Source organism: Streptomyces sp. NPDC047886, from assembly GCF_043204435.1.
GTDB lineage: Bacteria > Actinomycetota > Actinomycetes > Streptomycetales > Streptomycetaceae > Streptomyces.
Map to the genome: position 1 here is coordinate 122,302 of NZ_JBIDCF010000013.1, position 15,884 is coordinate 138,185.

Below are 15,884 nucleotides of genomic sequence, written 5' to 3' on the forward strand. Positions count from 1 at the left end.
GGAGTGCCCGAACGGCCGGTCAGCGGTCCAGTTCCTCGGCGAGCGCGCGCAGCGCCAGCCGGTAGGAGCCGATGCCGAAGCCGGCGACGGTACCGCTGGCGACCGCCGCGACGACCGAGGTGTGACGGAACTCCTCGCGGGTGTACGGGTTGGAGATGTGCACCTCGATCAGGGGCGCCGTCCGCTGGGCGGCCGCGTCCCGCATCCCGTACGAGTAGTGCGTGAAGGCGCCCGGGTTGAGAACGACCGGAATCGAACCGTCGGCCGCCTCGTGCAGCCAGCGGATCATCTCGCCCTCGTCGTTGGTCTCGCGGACCTCCACGTCGAAGCCGAGCTCCTTGCCGAGCGTCCGGCACGCCTCCACCAGACCGGCGTACGACGTCGAGCCGTACACATCGGGTTCACGCGAGCCGAGCCGGCCCAGGTTCGGCCCGTTGAGCACGAGGACGCGGCTCGTCACGCCGACACCTCCCCGTAGGCGGCGACCAGCACCGCCGGGTCGGGGCCCTCCAGCACGGTGGGCTTGCCCAGGCCGTCCAGGACGATGAAGCGCAGCAGGTCGCCCCGCGACTTCTTGTCGACCTTCATGGTCTCCAGCAGCTTGGGCCACTGGTCGCCCCGGTAGGTCAGCGGCAGCCCGACGGACTCCAGGACCGTACGGTGCCGGTCGGCGGTCGCGTCGTCCAGGCGCCCCGCGAGGCGGCCCAGCTCGGCGGCGAAGACCATGCCGACGGAGACGGCCGCGCCGTGCCGCCACTTGTAGCGCTCGTTCTTCTCGATGGCGTGGGCGAGGGTGTGGCCGTAGTTGAGGATCTCGCGGAGTCCGGACTCCTTCAGGTCCGATGACACCACCTCGGCCTTGACGCGGATCGACCGCTCGATCAGCTCGGCCGTGTGCGCCCCGGCGGGGGTGCGCGCGGCGGCCGGGTCCGCCTCGATCAGGTCGAGGATCACCGGGTCGGCGATGAAACCGGCCTTGATGATCTCGGCGAGCCCGCTGACGTAGTCGTTGACCGGCAGCGAGTCGAGGGCGGCGAGGTCGCAGATCACCCCGGCGGGCGGGTGGAAGGCACCGACGAGGTTCTTGCCCTCGGCGGTGTTGATGCCGGTCTTGCCGCCGACGGCCGCGTCGACCATGGCCAGGACGGTGGTCGGTACGGCGATCCAGCGCACTCCGCGCAGCCAGGTCGCCGCAACGAACCCGGCGAGGTCGGTGGTGGCACCGCCGCCGACGCCGACGATCACATCGGTGCGGGTGAAGCCGGTCTGGCCGAGCGCCTTCCAGCAGTACGCGGCGACCTCGGCGGTCTTCGCCTCCTCCGCGTTCGGCACCTGGATGGCGACGGCCTCGTAGCCTTGCTCGGCGAGATCGGCGCGCACGGCCTCGCCGGTCTCGGCGAGCGCCTCGGGGTGGATCACGGCGACACGCTTGGCCCTGGCGCCGACGAGCCCGCCGAGCTCACCGAGCAGCTGCCGGCCGACCAGCACCTCGTACGGGTCGTGGCCCGCGCTGCCGCCGACCTGAATGCGGGTGACTGCCTGCTCCGTCACTTCTTCTCCTGCCGGGGGTCCGGGGCCTGCGCCCCGGGGGATACCGTCTTCAGCTCCAGTGCGTCGACGACCGCCTGGGCGACCTCTTCGGGGGTCCGGTCGTCGGTGGCGACGACCGCACGGGCGACTTCCTCGTACAGATGGCGGCGCGCGTCCATCAGCTCGCGCCACTGGCGGCGCGGGTTGACGGCGAGCAGCGGGCGGGCGGTGTTCAGCCCGACCCGGCGCACCGCCTCCTCGACGTCCATCGACAGATAGGCGACCGGCAGCCCCGCGAGCAGCTCGCGCGTGCCGGCGTCGAGTACGGCTCCGCCGCCGAGGGCGAGGACGCCCGTGTGCTCGGCGACGGCGGCCGCCACGGCCGCCCGCTCCCGCTCACGGAAGTACGGTTCGCCCTCCTCCACGAAGATGTCGGCGATCTCCCGCCCCTCGGCCGCGACGATGTCCGCGTCGGTGTCCCGGTAGGGCACGCCGAGCCGCTCGGCGAGGAGTGCGCCCACCGTCGACTTGCCGGAGCCCATGGGCCCGACCAGGACGATCTGCGGTCCGCCGGTCACCGGATGTGGAGGTTGTCGAGGTAGGAGCGGACGTTGCGGCGGGTCTCGGCGACGCTGTCGCCGCCGAACTTCTCCGCCACCGCGTCGGCCAGCACCAGCGCGACCATGGCCTCGGCGACGATGCCCGCCGCCGGGACGGCGCACACGTCGGAGCGCTGGTGGTGCGCCTTGGCCGCCTCACCGGTCACCACGTCGACGGTCGCGAGCGCGCGCGGCACCGTCGCGATCGGCTTCATCGCCGCCCGTACGCGCAGCAGCTCACCGGTGGTGAGGCCGCCTTCCGTACCGCCCGAGCGGCCGGACGCGCGGCGGATGCCCTCGTCGGTGCCGACGATCTCGTCGTGCGCCTGGGAACCCGGCACCCGGGCCAGGTCGAAGCCGTCGCCGACCTCGACGCCCTTGATGGCCTGGATGCCCATGAGGGCGGCGGCCAGCCTGGCGTCCAGGCGCCGGTCCCAGTGCACATGCGAACCGAGACCCACGGGCACGCCGTAGGCCAGGACCTCGACCACACCGCCGAGGGTGTCACCGTCCTTGTGGGCCTGGTCGATCTCGGCGACCATCGCCTTCGACGCGTCGGCGTCCAGGCAGCGCACCGGGTCCGCGTCGAGCTTCTCGACATCGGCCGGCGTCGGGTAGACGCCGTACGGCGCCTTCGCGGCCGCCAGCTCCACCACGTGCGAGACGATCTCGATGCCTGCGGTCTCCTTCAGGTACGACCGCGCCACCGCGCCCAGCGCGACACGGGCCGCGGTCTCCCGCGCCGACGCCCGCTCCAGCACCGGACGGGCCTCGTCGAACCCGTACTTCTGCATACCGGCCAGGTCGGCGTGGCCGGGGCGTGGCCGGGTCAGCGGCGCGTTGCGCGCGATGTCGGCGAGCTCGGCCGGATCCACCGGATCGGCCGCCATCACCTTCTCCCACTTCGGCCACTCGGTGTTGCCCACCATGACCGCCACAGGCGAGCCCATGGTCAGACCGTGCCGGACCCCGCCGAGGAACGTGACCTCGTCCCGCTCGAACTTCATCCGGGCGCCGCGCCCGTAACCGAGCCGCCGCCGGGCGAGGTGGTCCGCCACCATCTCCGTGGTGATCGGGACACCGGCGGGAAGACCCTCCAGCGTCGCCACCAGTGCGGGTCCGTGCGACTCCCCCGCGGTCAGCCAACGCAACCTGCTCAACGGTGCTCCTCCTGCTCGCGCCTCGAACTGCGACGGCGCGACCGGGTGCGCGGCCCTGGCCCGCCTCCCCCGATCCTCCCATGTCGGAACCCGTACCCGGTCGCCGGTCCAGCAGACGGACGGCTCGAATAGAACTTTTCGAAGGAGGCGCGGTCAGCGTCCGGCGAGCGCGGCCTCGCCCGCCGCGCGCATCACGGCCAGGGGCGCGGGCGTACGGCCGGTCATCTGCTCGACCTGCAGGACGGCCTGGTGGACGAGGAGGTCGAGGCCGCCGACGACCGCGCCCCGCCGGGCGGCCCAGGCGGCCGCCAGCGGGGTCGGCCACGGGTCGTACAGCACGTCGAAGAGGGTGCCGGGACGGTCCGGGACGGCCGCGGCGAGTTCGTCGGTCGCCCCGGCGGGCGTCGTGGCGATCACCAGCGGCGCGCGCAGGGCGTCGGCGGCGGCGGACCACTCGGCGGTCCGGACGTCCACGCCGAGCCGCTCGCCCCAGCCGCGCATCTCCTCGGCCCGTGCCTCGCTGCGCACGTAGGCGGTGACGGGACCCGTGCAGATCCGGGCGAGCGCGGCGAGCGCGGACGAGGCGGTGGCACCGGCGCCGAGGACGGCGGCCGAGTCCACCTTCTCGACGCCCCGCTCGCGCAGTGCCGCGATCATGCCGGGGATGTCGGTGTTGTCGCCGGTCTTGCGGCCGTCCTCGGTGAAAACGACGGTGTTGACCGCCTCCACCGAGCCGGCCGTCTCGGTGATCTCGTCGAGGAGCGGGATGACAGCCCGCTTCAGCGGCATGGTCAGCGACAGACCGGCCCAGGAGGCGTCCAGCGTCCTGAAGAAGTCGGGCAGCCGGGCCTCGTCCACCTCGAAGCGGTCGTACGACCAGTCGGTGAGGCCCAGTTCCGCGTACGCGGCCCGGTGCAGGACCGGTGACAGCGAGTGCGTGATGGGCGACCCCAGGACCGCTGCGCGCTTGGCTGTGCTCACTGGCCGGACTTCTCCCGTTCCTTCTCGTACTCCGCCACGTTCCGGTTGTGCTCGTCGTTCGTCACCGAGAAGACTGTCTTGTTCTCGTTGATGGACACGAAGTAGTACCAGGGTCCGGGCGTCGGATCCATCGCCGACTTCACGGCCTGGATTCCGGGGTTGCTGATCGGCCCGGGGGTCAGCCCCTTGATGTCGTACGTGTTGTACGGGTCCTTGATCTTGCGGAGATCCGCAACGGAGCCGACGTCGAGGGTGCTCTGCCCCTTGAGGTAGTTGACCGTGGAGTCGAACTCGAGCCGGCCGACCGTCTCGACGTTGTTCGGCTTGAGCCGGTTGTAGACGACCCGCGAGACCTTGTCGAAGTCGTGCTTGTACTTGCCCTCGACCTGGACGAGGCTCGCGACCGTGATGAGCTCCCACGGGCCGTCGAGACCGAGCGTCTTCGCCTTCGCCTCGAGGTCGAGCTTGCCGTACTCGGTGTTGGCGCGGTTGACCATCTTCTTGAGGACGTCCTCGGGCTTGCTGCCCTTGGCCACCGGGTAGGCGGCCGGGAAGAGGAATCCTTCCAGCGGGTCCTTGACGTTCTTGTGCCCGGTCGCCCATTCCGGCAGGCCGAGCTTGTCCGCCTGCGCCTTCGCCACCCCCTTGGTGGTTCCGGCCTTGAGTTCGAGCCGCTTGTCGATCTGCTCGTAGATCCACGCGTTCCGCTTGCCCTCGGGGATGATGAAGGCGTTCTGGCTCGCGGGATTGAGCATGGCCTCGACGGCCGAAGCCGCCGACATGCCCTTCTTCAGCAGGTAGACGCCCGCCTGGATGCTCCGGCCCTTGGGGTTCTTCTCCTGGGCGGCGATGAAGGCCCCCTGGCTCTTCACCACGCCGGCCTTCAGCAGGATGTTGCCGATCTCGGCGCCGCCCGCTCCGAGCGGGATCTCCACCTCGACCGTCTCGCTGGTGCCCGTGCCCTCGTAGTCGGGCGCCGCGCCGAACTGGCCCTGGAGGAACTGGTAGCCGAAGTAGCCGACGCCGCCGAGGCCGCCCGCGAGGACCAGGGTGACGACCAGGCACGCGCAGCCGTTGCGGCTCTTGCGCTTCTTGGTCTTGCCGCGCCGGTCGCGGGAGCCGCGGCGGTTCTCGGCCGGGTCGTCGTCGTAGGCGTCGTCCTCGTCGTCCGCGCGGCCGTCGTCCCCGGTGAAGAACGGGTGCTTCTCCTCCTCCGGCGGCTCGGCCTCCCAGTCCGGCTCCGGCTTCGGCTCCGACTCCTGGGCGGGCGCGCGGCGCTGGCCCGGGGGCTGCGGCGGCGGGTACGCCTCGGGGGTGCCGTACAGGTCGGGGTTCTGGCCGCCGTAGGGGTCGGCGGGCGGCGGGGTGGCGCCGTAGGGCATGGCGGCCTGCTGGCCGGTGTCCCAGGTTCCGTCGTACGGCTGCTGGCCGTGACCGTGCTGGGGCTGCTGTCCGTGCTGGGCGTGCTGGGGCTGCTGTCCGTGCGCCGGGCCCTGCGGCTGACCGTGCCCCTGCTGCTCGCCGTACTGGCCACCGTACTGCCGGTCCCCGTACTGCTGGTCGCCGTACTGCTGCTCGCCGTACTGCTGTTCACCGTAGCCGCCGCCCTGGCCGCCGTAGTTCTGCGCGGGGTAGCCCTGGGCGGACGTGTCGTAGCCCTGCTGAGCGCCGTACTGCGGATCGCCGTAGCCCTGCGGCTGCGGGGACTGCTGCGGATAGGCACCCTGCTGGCCGGCACCGTACTGCTGCTGCGCGTGCTGCTGGTAGTACGGGCCGTCGGCCTGCTGACCTTCCCACCCCTGGTGCCCGTAGAGAGGGTCCTCGGGGTGCCACGGTTCGGAGCCGGGGCTCCGGCCATATTCAGTCATCGATCCCCAAACAGCCGCGAGGCTTCCGGTCGTCCGCCTCTACGTTGTGCGGCTGTTGTTCGAACAGCCGCATCGCGCGGAACGTTACCGTATCGCGATCAGATGACCACTTCGACGCCCTCGCCGGGCGGATTACCTGATACCCGTTCGGACTCAAGAGCGTTCTGAAGGATGATCACAGCGGCTGCCTGGTCGATGACGGACCGGCCCTTTCTGGACTTCACGCCCGAGGCGCGCAGCCCCTGCCCCGCGGTCACCGTGGTCATCCTCTCGTCCACCAGCCGCACCGGGACGGGCGCGTTCAGCCGGGCGAGCTCCTGCGCGAAGGCACGCACCTTGACGGCGGCCGGGCCCTCGCCCCCGCTCAGGGAGCGGGGGAGCCCGACCACGATCTCGATGGGTTCGTACTCCGCCACGAGCTGCCGCAACCGCCGGTGGGCGGCCGGGACGTCACGTCCCGGCACGGTCTCCACCGGGGTGGCGAGGACCCCGTCGGGGTCGCACGAGGCGACCCCGATCCGGGCGTCCCCGACGTCGATCGCGAGCCGGCGCCCCCGTCGCACCCCGCTCATCAGGCCGTTTCGGTGACGAGGCGCTCGACGGCGTCGATGGCGTCGCCGACGGCGTCCGGGTTCTGGCCGCCGCCCTGGGCGACGTCCGGCTTGCCGCCACCGCCGCCGCCGAGGGTCTTGGCGGCGGTACGGACGAGCTCACCGGCCTTGAGACCGCGCTCACGGGCGGCCTCGTTGGTGGCGATGACGGTCAGCGGGCGGCCGTTCGCCGTGCTGAACAGGGCGACGACGGCCGGACGGTCGCCGGGGACGCGGCCGCGGACGTCGAGGACCAGCTTGCGCAGGTCGTCGGCGGACGTGCCGTCCGGGACCTGGCCGGTGACGAGGGCGACACCGCGGATGTCCTTGGCGCCCCGGGCGAGCCCGGCGGCGGCCTGGAGCACCTTCTCGGCGCGGAACTTCTCGATCTCCTTCTCGGCGTCCCTCAGCTTGCCGAGCATGGTGGAGATCTTCTCCGGGAGCTCCTCGGGCCGTCCCTTGACCAGCTCCTGGAGCTGGGCGACGACCGTGTGCTCACGGGCCAGGAAGTGGTAGGCGTCGACACCGACCAGGGCCTCGATCCGGCGGACGCCGGAGCCGATGGAGGACTCGCCGAGCAGCTTCACCAGGCCGAGCTGGGCGGTGTTGTGGACGTGCGTACCGCCGCACAGCTCCTTGGAGAAGTCGCCGATGGTCACGACGCGGACGCGCTCGCCGTACTTCTCGCCGAACTCGGCGATGGCGCCCTGCTTCTTGGCCTCGTCGATGCTCATGACCTCGGCCTGGACGTCGAGCTCCCTGGCGAGGACCTCGTTGATCTTCTGCTCGACGTCGGTCAGGACCGTGCCGGGTACGGCGGCGGGCGAACCGAAGTCGAAGCGGAAGCGGCCCGGGGAGTTCTCCGAACCGGCCTGGGCGGCCGTCGGGCCGAGGGCGTCGCGCAGCGCCTGGTGCGTCAGGTGCGTGGCGCTGTGGGCGCGGGCGATGGCCCGGCGGCGCCGGACGTCGATGGCGGCGTAGGCGGAGGCGCCCACGGTCACCTCGCCGACCTGCACCGAGCCCTTGTGCACGGAGACGCCGGGGACCGGCTGCTGGACATCGCGGACCTCGATGACGGCGCCCGAGTCGAGCTTGATACGGCCCTGGTCGGCGAGCTGGCCGCCGCCCTCGGCGTAGAAGGGGGTGCGGTCGAGGACGACCTCGACGTCGTCGCCCTCGGTGGCGGCCGGCGACGGCACACCGTTGACGACGAGGCCGACGATGGTCGACTCGCCCTCGGTGTGGGTGTACCCGGTGAACGTGGTGGCGCCGGAGGTGTCGGCGATCTCGCGGTAGGCGCTGACGTCGGCGTGGCCGGTCTTCTTGGCCTTGGCGTCGGCCTTGGCGCGCTCGCGCTGCTCCTTCATCAGGCGGCGGAAGCCGTCCTCGTCCACGGAGAGGCCCTGCTCGGCGGCCATCTCCAGGGTGAGGTCGATCGGGAAGCCCCAGGTGTCGTGGAGCAGGAAGGCCTTGTCGCCGGGGAGCACGCCGGAGCCGGCGGCCTTGGTCTCGGTGACGGCGGCGTCGAGGATGTTGGTGCCGCCCTTGAGGGCCTTGAGGAAGGCGGCCTCTTCGGCGAGGGCGACGGTCTCGACGCGGGTGCGGTCGGTGAGCAGCTCGGGGTACTGCAGGCCCATCGTGTCGATCACGACGTCGATGAGGTCCTTGACGACCGGACCGGTGGCGCCGAGGAGGCGCATGTTGCGGATGGCGCGGCGCATGATGCGGCGCAGCACATAGCCACGGCCCTCGTTGCCGGGGGCGACGCCGTCGCCGATGAGCATCACCGATGTACGGATGTGGTCGGCGACCACACGCAGCGAGACGTCGGTGTCGTGCTTGTCGCCGTACCGGACGCCGGTGAGCTCGGTGGCCTTGTCGATGACGACCCGGAGGGTGTCGGTCTCGTACATGTTCCGCACGCCCTGCAGGATCATGGCGAGACGTTCCAGGCCGAGGCCGGTGTCGATGTTCTTGGACGGCAGGTCGCCGAGGATCGGGAAGTCCTCCTTGCCGTCGCCGGCGCCCCGCTCGTACTGCATGAAGACCAGGTTCCAGATCTCCACGTACCGCTCGTCGTTGACGGCCGGGCCGCCTTCGACGCCGAACTCGGGGCCGCGGTCGTAGTTGATCTCGGAGCAGGGTCCGCAGGGGCCGGGGACGCCCATGGACCAGAAGTTGTCCTTCTTGCCCAGGCGCTGGATGCGCTCGGCGGGGACGCCGATCCTGTCCCGCCAGATCTGCTCGGCCTCGTCGTCGTCCTGGTAGACGGTGATCCACAGCCGCTCGGGGTCGAGGCCGTAGCCGCCCTTGTCGACCGGGGTGGTGAGCAGCTCCCAGGCGAGCTCGATGGCCCCTTCCTTGAAGTAGTCACCGAAGGAGAAGTTGCCGCACATCTGGAAGAACGTGCCGTGCCGGGTGGTCTTGCCGACCTCTTCGATGTCCGGCGTGCGGACGCACTTCTGCACGCTGGTGGCGCGCGGGGCGGGCGGCTTGGTCTCGCCGAGGAAGTACGGCTTGAAGGGCACCATGCCCGCGTTGACCAGCAGCAGAGTCGGGTCGTCCGCGATGAGCGACGCCGAAGGCACGACGGTGTGCCCGCGCTCCTCGAAGAAGCTCAGCCAGCGGCGGCGGATTTCAGCCGACTCCATCAGTGGTCCTCATTCCGGTTGTACGAGTGGTGGGGATAGGGGCGGCCGGTGGGCGGGGTGCCGCGGCCGATGGCCGTGCGGCGCGGGGCCGGGAGGGCGGGGTCGACCGGCGCCTCAAGGCCCAGTGCGTCCTCCAACTCGGCCTCGCGCTGGAGCATTCCCGCGCGTACGTCGAGGGCGAAGTCCTTGAGCCGGTGACCGGCCTCGACGGCCTTGTCGGCGGCCTGCGCGGCGAGGCTCTCGGGGGTCAGCTGCTTCAGCTTGCGATTGACCTTGGTGGTCGCCCACACACCGGCCGCCGCTCCCGCGGTGAACCAGAAAGCACGGCGGAACATCCCTTGCGTCAGCCTTTCCGCTTTCGGCCGCCCCGGCGTGCCCGAGGCACCGTACGGCCGACGAGCACCGTACGCGGGGCTTGTTCGGCCGCCCTGTCGTTCTTGTTCCGGCCCAGCGCGCGGCGCACTCCGTAGCCGAAGGCCGCGACCTTGACCAGGGGGCCGCCGAAGGTCGACGCGACCGTGGTGGAGAGCGCGGACGCGTTGGAGGTGACTTCCTGGACGTCGGAGGCGATGGCGTCGACCCGGTCGAGCTGGGTCTGCGCGGACCGTACGGTCGCGGAGGCGTCGGCCAGCAGGGGAACCGCCTGCTCGGTCACGTCCGCCACCAGCCGGGTGGTCGCCTTGAGCGTCTGGGCCAGCCGGACCAGCACCACGGCCAGGAAGGACACCAGGATCGCCCAGAAGACGGCCACCAGGATCCCGGCAACCTCTCCACCGGTCACAGTGCACCGCTCTCTGCTCGTCGAAGCCCGTCGGGACCGGATCTGCGGTGTCCGGTCCCCGAAAGTCGTTGTCCGAGCCTATCGCGCCGCACGTCGCTCCCCGTACCGCATTAGGGCCGGAACGGCATGGCGCACCACGGGGGGAGACGGCCCGGAGAGGGGAGCCGTCCAGTCCGGTTGTACGGAGCGCGTTCCCGTCGGTACGCTCCGTGTCCCATGCGGCGCAGCAATCTCCCGGCGGAGCTCAACCGGTTCGTCGGACGGGACGACGAACTCCAGGAACTGACCGGGCTGCTGGCGGGATCCCGGCTGGTCACCGTGGTCGGCATGGGCGGTGTGGGCAAGACGCGGCTCGTGGTGCGGGCCGCCCGGGAAGTGCAGGAACGCTACTGCGACGGTGTACGGCTGGCCGAGCTGGCCCCGCTGAGGGATCCGGGTCTGCTCGATCACGCGCTGGTGGAGGCGCTCGGCCTGACCGACCACACCAGCAGGCCGCCGCGCGAGGTGCTGGCCGACCATCTCGCCGACCGGCGGCTGCTGCTCGTCGTCGACGGCTTCGAGCATCTGGTGGAGGAGTGCGCGGTCGTGGTGCGGCGGTTGCTGTGCCGGGCACCGGGGCTCACCGTCCTCGCGGCGGGGCGGCGGCCGCTGCGGGTGGACGGCGAGGCGGTGCTGCCGCTCGCCCCGATGGCGGAGGGGGACGCGGCGCGCCTGTTCACCGAGCGGGCCGTGGCCGTGCTGCCCGGGTTCCGCGGTGACGCGGCCGCCGTGCGGGAGCTGTGCCGGCGCCTGGACGGGATCCCGCTGGCCCTGGAGCTGGCGGCGGGGCGGCTGCCCGCGCTCACCGTGGAGCAGGTGCTGCACCGCCTCGACGACCGGTTCCGGCTGCTGACCCGGGGCAGTCGCGGCGGCCTCGGCCGGCACCGGACGCTGCGCACCGCGATCGGCTGGAGCCACGAGCTGTGCACGCCGGAGGAGCGGTTGCTGTGGGCGCGGCTGTCGGTCTTCGCCGGGCCGTTCGACCTGGAGGCGGTCGAGTACGTGTGCGGCGGGCCCGAGCTGCCGGCGGACCGGGTGCTGGACGTGCTCGCGGAGCTGCTGGCCCAGTGCGTGGTCGTGCGGGAGGAGGGCGCGGCCGGGCTGCGCTACCGGATGCTCGACACGGTCGCGGCGTACGGGGCGGAGTGGCTGGCCGCGCTGGGCGACGACGAGCGGCTGCGGCGGCGGCACCGCGACTGGTACATGGGTCTCGCGACCTGGTGCGAGCTGGACTGGTTCAGTCCGCGCCAGGCGGAGGTGGCGGCGTGCGCCGACAGCGCGCTGCCCAATCTGCGGGCCGCCCTGGAGCTGTGCCTGGACGCACCGGGCGAGGCGCATCTCGCGCAGCACCTGGCGGGCACGCTGTGGTTCTACTGGGTGGGGTGCGGGCGGCTGGCCGAGGGGCGGCACTGGCTGGACCGGGCGCTCGCGGCGGAGGTGCGGCACGGCGGGGAGGCGCGGGAGAGCGGGCCGGCTCGGGAGGGCGGCGGCGCGGAAGCCGGGCGGGCGGAGGCCGGGCATGAGGACGCGCGGCTGAAGGCGCTGTGGGTGCTGGGCTATGTGGCGATCCTGCAGGGGGACGGTACGGCGGCGGTGGCCGCGCTCCATGAGTGCGGCGAGCGGGCGGCGCGTGTCGGCAACGCGCTGGCGACGGCGTACACCACACACCGGATGGGGTGTCTGGCGCTGGTGTCCGACGACATGGCGCGTGCGGAGGAGCTGCTCGGACGGGCTCTCGCCGCGTACCGGGAGCTGGGCGAGCTCAACAGCAGTGTGCTGATGGGGCAGGTGGAGCTGGCGATGACGAAGGTGTTCCAGGGGGATCTGGAGTCCGCGGTAGCGCTCTGCGAGGACGTCCGCGAGGTGTGCGAGGACCGGGGCGAGCGCTGGACCCGGGCGTACGCGCTCTACGTGCTGGCGTACGCGGCATGGACCCGGGGCGATCACGGCGAGGCGCGCGGGCTCCTCGACGAGTGCATCACCATCGACCACGCGTTCCACGATCTGGTGGGGCTGGTGCTGGCCGTCGAGCTGCTGGCCCTGGTGACGGCCAGCGAGGGTGACCCCGCCGAGGCCGCGGTGCTCCAGGGCGCGGCCGGCTCGATGTGGGAGGGCGTGGGGCTGCCGCTGTTCGGGTCCGGCTACTTCGGTTCGCCGCGGGCGCTGTGCGAGCTGCGGGCGGCCGAGGCTCTCGGGGCGGAGCGGTTCCGGGCGTACGTGGCGGAGGGCGGCGCGCTGTCCGCGGACGCGGCGGTGGCGCGGGCGCTGGCCCCGCCCGGGCGGGAGCGGCGTGCGGCGCTGCCGATGCCGCCGGTCCCGGCCCGGGGGGCCAGGCCGCAGGCGGCCCCGGAGGGCCGGGAGGCCGCAGAGGGCCGGGAGGCTCCGGAGGGGCCGGGCGGTCAGGGCGGCCCGAGCGGTCCGGAGGGGCCGACGGGGCCGGAAACGCGGAAGCCCGCCGGCTCCCCCACCGGAAACGGCGGGGAGGCGGCGGGCTGAGTACCGCTGGGGTACTGCGTCCGGGTCAGCGGGCGTAGTACTCGACGACCAGCTGCTCGTCGCAGATGACCGGGATCTCCTTGCGGTTCGGGTCGCGGTCGAGACGGAACGCCAGGGCCTTCAGGTTGACCTGGAGGTAGCGCGGGGTCTCGCCGTCGGGGGCGAAGCCACCCTCACGCGCGACCTGGAACAGCGTCTTGCTGCGGCTGCGCTCGCGGACCATCACGACGTCGTCGGGGCGGACGCGGAAGGACGGCTTGTCGACCTTGCCGCCGTTGACCTCGATGTGGCCGTGGACGACCATCTGGCGGGCCTGGTAGATGGTGCGGGCGATGCCCGAACGCAGGACCAGGGCGTCGAGACGGCGCTCGAGCTCGACGACCAGCGCCTCGCCCGTCTTGCCCTCGGCCTTCTTCGCGCGGTCGTAGGCGCGGGCCATCTGGCGCTCGCTGATGTCGTACTGGGCGCGCAGACGCTGCTTCTCGAGCAGACGGACCTTGTAGTCCGAGTTCTGCTTGCGGCCACGGCCGTGCTCACCCGGCGGGTACGGGCGGGCCTCGAAGTACTTGACGGCCTTCGGCGTCAGCGCGATGCCGAGCGCACGAGACTTCTTGACCTTGGGACGCGACTGGTTAGGCACGTTCTCCAGACCTCCGAAATAGGTTAGGTTAGGCTCACCTTACTCAAGGAGATCGCATGTCTCGCCCTGGGAACACCACGCGCATCACAGACAGCAGCACAAAGAACGATGCCTCTCAGCAGGGCATCGATGTGACGGAGGTCCGATCAGCTCATGGTCAGCCGCGTCCCAGCGGGCTTGAAATCGCACGGATGCCGTCAGCAGCCGAGCGCACACGAACTCTCGTACAGGGTACATGCTCCTCGGTGCTGCTCGTTCCCGGAGCCGATACGGCCCGCCCCGAGCAGCTGGTCCCCGACGCCCGCACCGTCGGCCCCGACGGTGAACTCTTCCTGCTCTACCCGGCCGCATCCCCCACCGTACGCGCCGCCACCCACGCCCAGGCCGACGAACTGTCGGCCGTCCTGGAGATCACCGACGTCGCCCCGGTCGCCGTCCCCGACCGCATCCGCGGCCGCGCCTGGATCTCCGGCTGGCTGACCCTCGCACCCGGCATCGCCGCCCCCGGCCACATGATGCTCCGCCTGGAGATCGGCGACCTCTACGTCGACGACCTGTGGGGCGCCGGCCCCGTCGAACCCGAGGACTTCGCCAGGGCCCAGCCCGACCCCCTCGCCTCGTACGAGACGGATCTCCTCCAGCACCTGGCCACCGCGCACGACCGGCAGCTGCTGACCCTGACCAGCCTCCTCGGCGACCGGGCGGGCGAGGGCGAATCGGCCGTGCGGCGCGTGGCCCCGCTGGCCCTGGACCGGTTCGGCCTGCGGGTCCGCTGCCAGGAGGCCGGGGGCCGCTCGTTCGACGCCCGCTTCGACTTCCCCGAACCCGTACGGGACATCAGCGGGCTCCGCCGGTCCATGCACGCCCTGTTCGAAGCGGCCGGAGCCTAGGGGGATCCCCAGACCCGCACCGTCACGCCGGGTCCTGCTCGCCGCGCAGCCGTTCGCGGACCTTCTCGACCACGTCCGCGTACCGTGCCTCCGCGCCGTACCGGGTCGGCTGGTAGTAGCGCTTGCCGTGGACCTTGTCCGGGGCGTACTGCTGGGCGGCGATCCCGCCCGGCACGTCGTGCGGGTACACATAGTTCTGGGCGTGGCCGAGCTTGGCCGCGCCCTTGTAATGGCCGTCGCGCAGATGGGCCGGGACCGGACCCGCGAGACCGGCGCGCACATCCGCCTGCGCCGCGAAGACCGCGTTGGTCACCGCGTTCGACTTCGGCGCCAGCGCGAGCGCGACCGTGGCGTGGGCGAGCGTGAGCGCCGCCTCCGGGAAGCCGATCATGGCGACGGCCTGTGCCGCCGCGACGGCGAGGGGCAGCGCGCCGGGGTCCGCGAGGCCGATGTCCTCGCTGGCCGAGATCATCAGCCGGCGCGCGATGAACCGGGGGTCCTCCCCCGCCTCGATCATCCGCGCCAGATAGTGCAGCGCCGCGTCCACGTCCGAGCCCCGGATCGACTTGATCAGGGCACTCGCCACGTCGTAGTGCTGGTCGCCGTCCCGGTCGTACTTCACCGCCGCCCGGTCGACCGTCGCCTCCAGCGTCGCCAGGGTGATCTCCGGCTCGCCCTTGCTGATGGCCGCGCCGGCCGCCGCCTCCAGCGCCGTGAGCGCCCGCCGGGCGTCACCGCCGGCGATCCGCAGCAGATGCGCCTCCGACTCCTCCGGCAGCGTGACCGCACCGCCCAGACCGCGCTCCTCCGTCAGCGCCCGCTTCAGCAGCCCCCGCAGATCGTCGTCGGTCAGCGGCTCCAGGGTGAGCAGCAGCGACCGGGACAGCAGCGGTGAGATCACCGAGAAGTACGGGTTCTCGGTCGTCGCCGCGATCAGCGTGACCCAGCGGTTCTCGACGGCCGGCAGGAGGGAGTCCTGCTGCGCCTTGCTGAACCGGTGGATCTCGTCCAGGAACAGCACGGTCTCCTTGCCGAAGCCGCCCGCTGCCCGGCGGGCCCCCTCGATGACGGCGCGGACCTCCTTGACGCCCGCGGTGATCGCCGAGAGCTCCACGAACCGCTTGTTGGTCGCCTTCGACACCACGTACGCCAGGGTCGTCTTGCCGATGCCGGGCGGCCCCCAGAGGATCACGGACGAGGCGCCCGCAGGACCGCCGTCACCGTCTCCGACGAGGCGGCGCAGCGGTGACCCGGGCTTCAGCAGATGCTGCTGGCCGACGACTTCGTCCAGCGTGCGCGGGCGCATCCGCACCGCCAGCGGACTGCTGGCGGGGTCCTTCTCCTGGCGTTCTTCCGCAGCGGCGGTAAAGAGGTCGGGCTCCACACCGTGAAGCCTATGTCAGCCCACTGACAGCACCGTCGGCTTGTGGACAGCGGGCGGACGCCGCCCGGACCGGTGGGTACGGTCAGCTGGTCCAGAAGTCCCACCAGCGGGTCAGGATCAGCATGCCGATGATCCCGATGTGCAGGGCGGGCAGCACCCAGGTGAACTCGTCCAGGAAGTTCCGCACGGGGGCGGGCGCGGGCAGCAGGCCGTGCCGGACGTTGTGCGAGGTCACGTACCAGAACATGACGATCGTCGCGACCCACGCCAGCGAG

General features: G+C 71.9%; 14 protein-coding genes and 1 pseudogene. 2 read left to right on the forward strand and 13 right to left on the reverse strand.

All coding sequences use genetic code 11. The features are described from left to right. Window positions 1-19: 19 nt before the first annotated feature. From aroQ to ACGF5U_RS29865, 10 genes are all read right to left on the reverse strand, one after another. Window positions 20-460, reverse strand: coding sequence for a type II 3-dehydroquinate dehydratase (gene aroQ / locus ACGF5U_RS29820; protein WP_392717675.1), 441 nt, complete (start codon window positions 458-460; stop codon window positions 20-22). Continuing rightward, the gene (gene aroB / locus ACGF5U_RS29825) at window positions 457-1,551 is read right to left on the reverse strand and encodes a 3-dehydroquinate synthase (protein WP_392717677.1); all 1,095 of its coding nucleotides are present in this window, start codon (window positions 1,549-1,551) and stop codon (window positions 457-459) included. The genes aroQ and aroB overlap by 4 nt, the downstream gene beginning before the upstream one ends. Next, the gene (locus ACGF5U_RS29830) at window positions 1,548-2,108 is read right to left on the reverse strand and encodes a shikimate kinase (RefSeq protein WP_392717679.1); all 561 of its coding nucleotides are present in this window, start codon (window positions 2,106-2,108) and stop codon (window positions 1,548-1,550) included. The genes aroB and ACGF5U_RS29830 overlap by 4 nt, the downstream gene beginning before the upstream one ends. Continuing rightward, window positions 2,105-3,289, reverse strand: a complete 1,185-nt coding sequence (aroC, locus tag ACGF5U_RS29835; RefSeq protein ID WP_392717681.1) for a chorismate synthase — start codon at window positions 3,287-3,289, stop codon at window positions 2,105-2,107. Before aroC ends, ACGF5U_RS29830 begins: the two co-directional genes overlap by 4 nt. Window positions 3,290-3,442: 153 nt before the next feature. Beyond that, a complete protein-coding gene (locus ACGF5U_RS29840) occupies window positions 3,443-4,270 on the reverse strand; it encodes a shikimate dehydrogenase (protein ID WP_392717683.1) in 828 nt (275 codons plus the stop codon). Then, complete coding sequence (mltG, locus tag ACGF5U_RS29845; RefSeq protein ID WP_392717685.1) at window positions 4,267-6,138, reverse strand: endolytic transglycosylase MltG; 1,872 nt, start codon at window positions 6,136-6,138, stop codon at window positions 4,267-4,269. Before mltG ends, ACGF5U_RS29840 begins: the two co-directional genes overlap by 4 nt. 98 nt (window positions 6,139-6,236) lie before the next feature. Continuing rightward, window positions 6,237-6,710: a Holliday junction resolvase RuvX gene (ruvX, locus tag ACGF5U_RS29850; protein WP_392717687.1), complete on the reverse strand. Its 474-nt coding sequence runs from the start codon at window positions 6,708-6,710 to the stop codon at window positions 6,237-6,239. Beyond that, window positions 6,710-9,379, reverse strand: a complete 2,670-nt coding sequence (gene alaS / locus ACGF5U_RS29855; RefSeq protein WP_392717689.1) for an alanine--tRNA ligase — start codon at window positions 9,377-9,379, stop codon at window positions 6,710-6,712. Before alaS ends, ruvX begins: the two co-directional genes overlap by 1 nt. Further along, window positions 9,379-9,714: a DUF6167 family protein gene (locus ACGF5U_RS29860; protein WP_392717691.1), complete on the reverse strand. Its 336-nt coding sequence runs from the start codon at window positions 9,712-9,714 to the stop codon at window positions 9,379-9,381. The genes alaS and ACGF5U_RS29860 overlap by 1 nt, the downstream gene beginning before the upstream one ends. Before the next feature lie 8 nt (window positions 9,715-9,722). Then, window positions 9,723-10,160: a DUF948 domain-containing protein gene (locus tag ACGF5U_RS29865; RefSeq protein WP_392717693.1), complete on the reverse strand. Its 438-nt coding sequence runs from the start codon at window positions 10,158-10,160 to the stop codon at window positions 9,723-9,725. A 216-nt stretch (window positions 10,161-10,376) separates the two neighbouring features. On the opposite strand from ACGF5U_RS29865, the gene ACGF5U_RS29870 reads away from it, so the two are divergent. After that, window positions 10,377-12,695: an ATP-binding protein gene (locus ACGF5U_RS29870; protein WP_392717695.1), complete on the forward strand. Its 2,319-nt coding sequence runs from the start codon at window positions 10,377-10,379 to the stop codon at window positions 12,693-12,695. A gap of 25 nt (window positions 12,696-12,720) precedes the next feature. On the opposite strand, the gene rpsD is transcribed toward ACGF5U_RS29870, so the two are convergent. Then, complete coding sequence (rpsD, locus tag ACGF5U_RS29875; protein WP_392717697.1) at window positions 12,721-13,335, reverse strand: 30S ribosomal protein S4; 615 nt, start codon at window positions 13,333-13,335, stop codon at window positions 12,721-12,723. A gap of 191 nt (window positions 13,336-13,526) precedes the next feature. On the opposite strand from rpsD, the gene ACGF5U_RS29880 reads away from it, so the two are divergent. Next, window positions 13,527-14,225: a DUF2470 domain-containing protein gene (locus tag ACGF5U_RS29880; RefSeq protein ID WP_392717699.1), complete on the forward strand. Its 699-nt coding sequence runs from the start codon at window positions 13,527-13,529 to the stop codon at window positions 14,223-14,225. A gap of 22 nt (window positions 14,226-14,247) precedes the next feature. Here the strand turns inward: ACGF5U_RS29880 and ACGF5U_RS29885 are convergent, their stop codons facing one another. Together ACGF5U_RS29885 and ACGF5U_RS29890 are read right to left on the reverse strand one after the other, a co-directional pair. Further along, window positions 14,248-15,609, reverse strand: coding sequence for a replication-associated recombination protein A (locus ACGF5U_RS29885; RefSeq protein ID WP_392717701.1), 1,362 nt, complete (start codon window positions 15,607-15,609; stop codon window positions 14,248-14,250). A gap of 82 nt (window positions 15,610-15,691) precedes the next feature. Then, a pseudogene (locus ACGF5U_RS29890) lies at window positions 15,692-15,884 on the reverse strand (hypothetical protein); the annotation flags it as partial.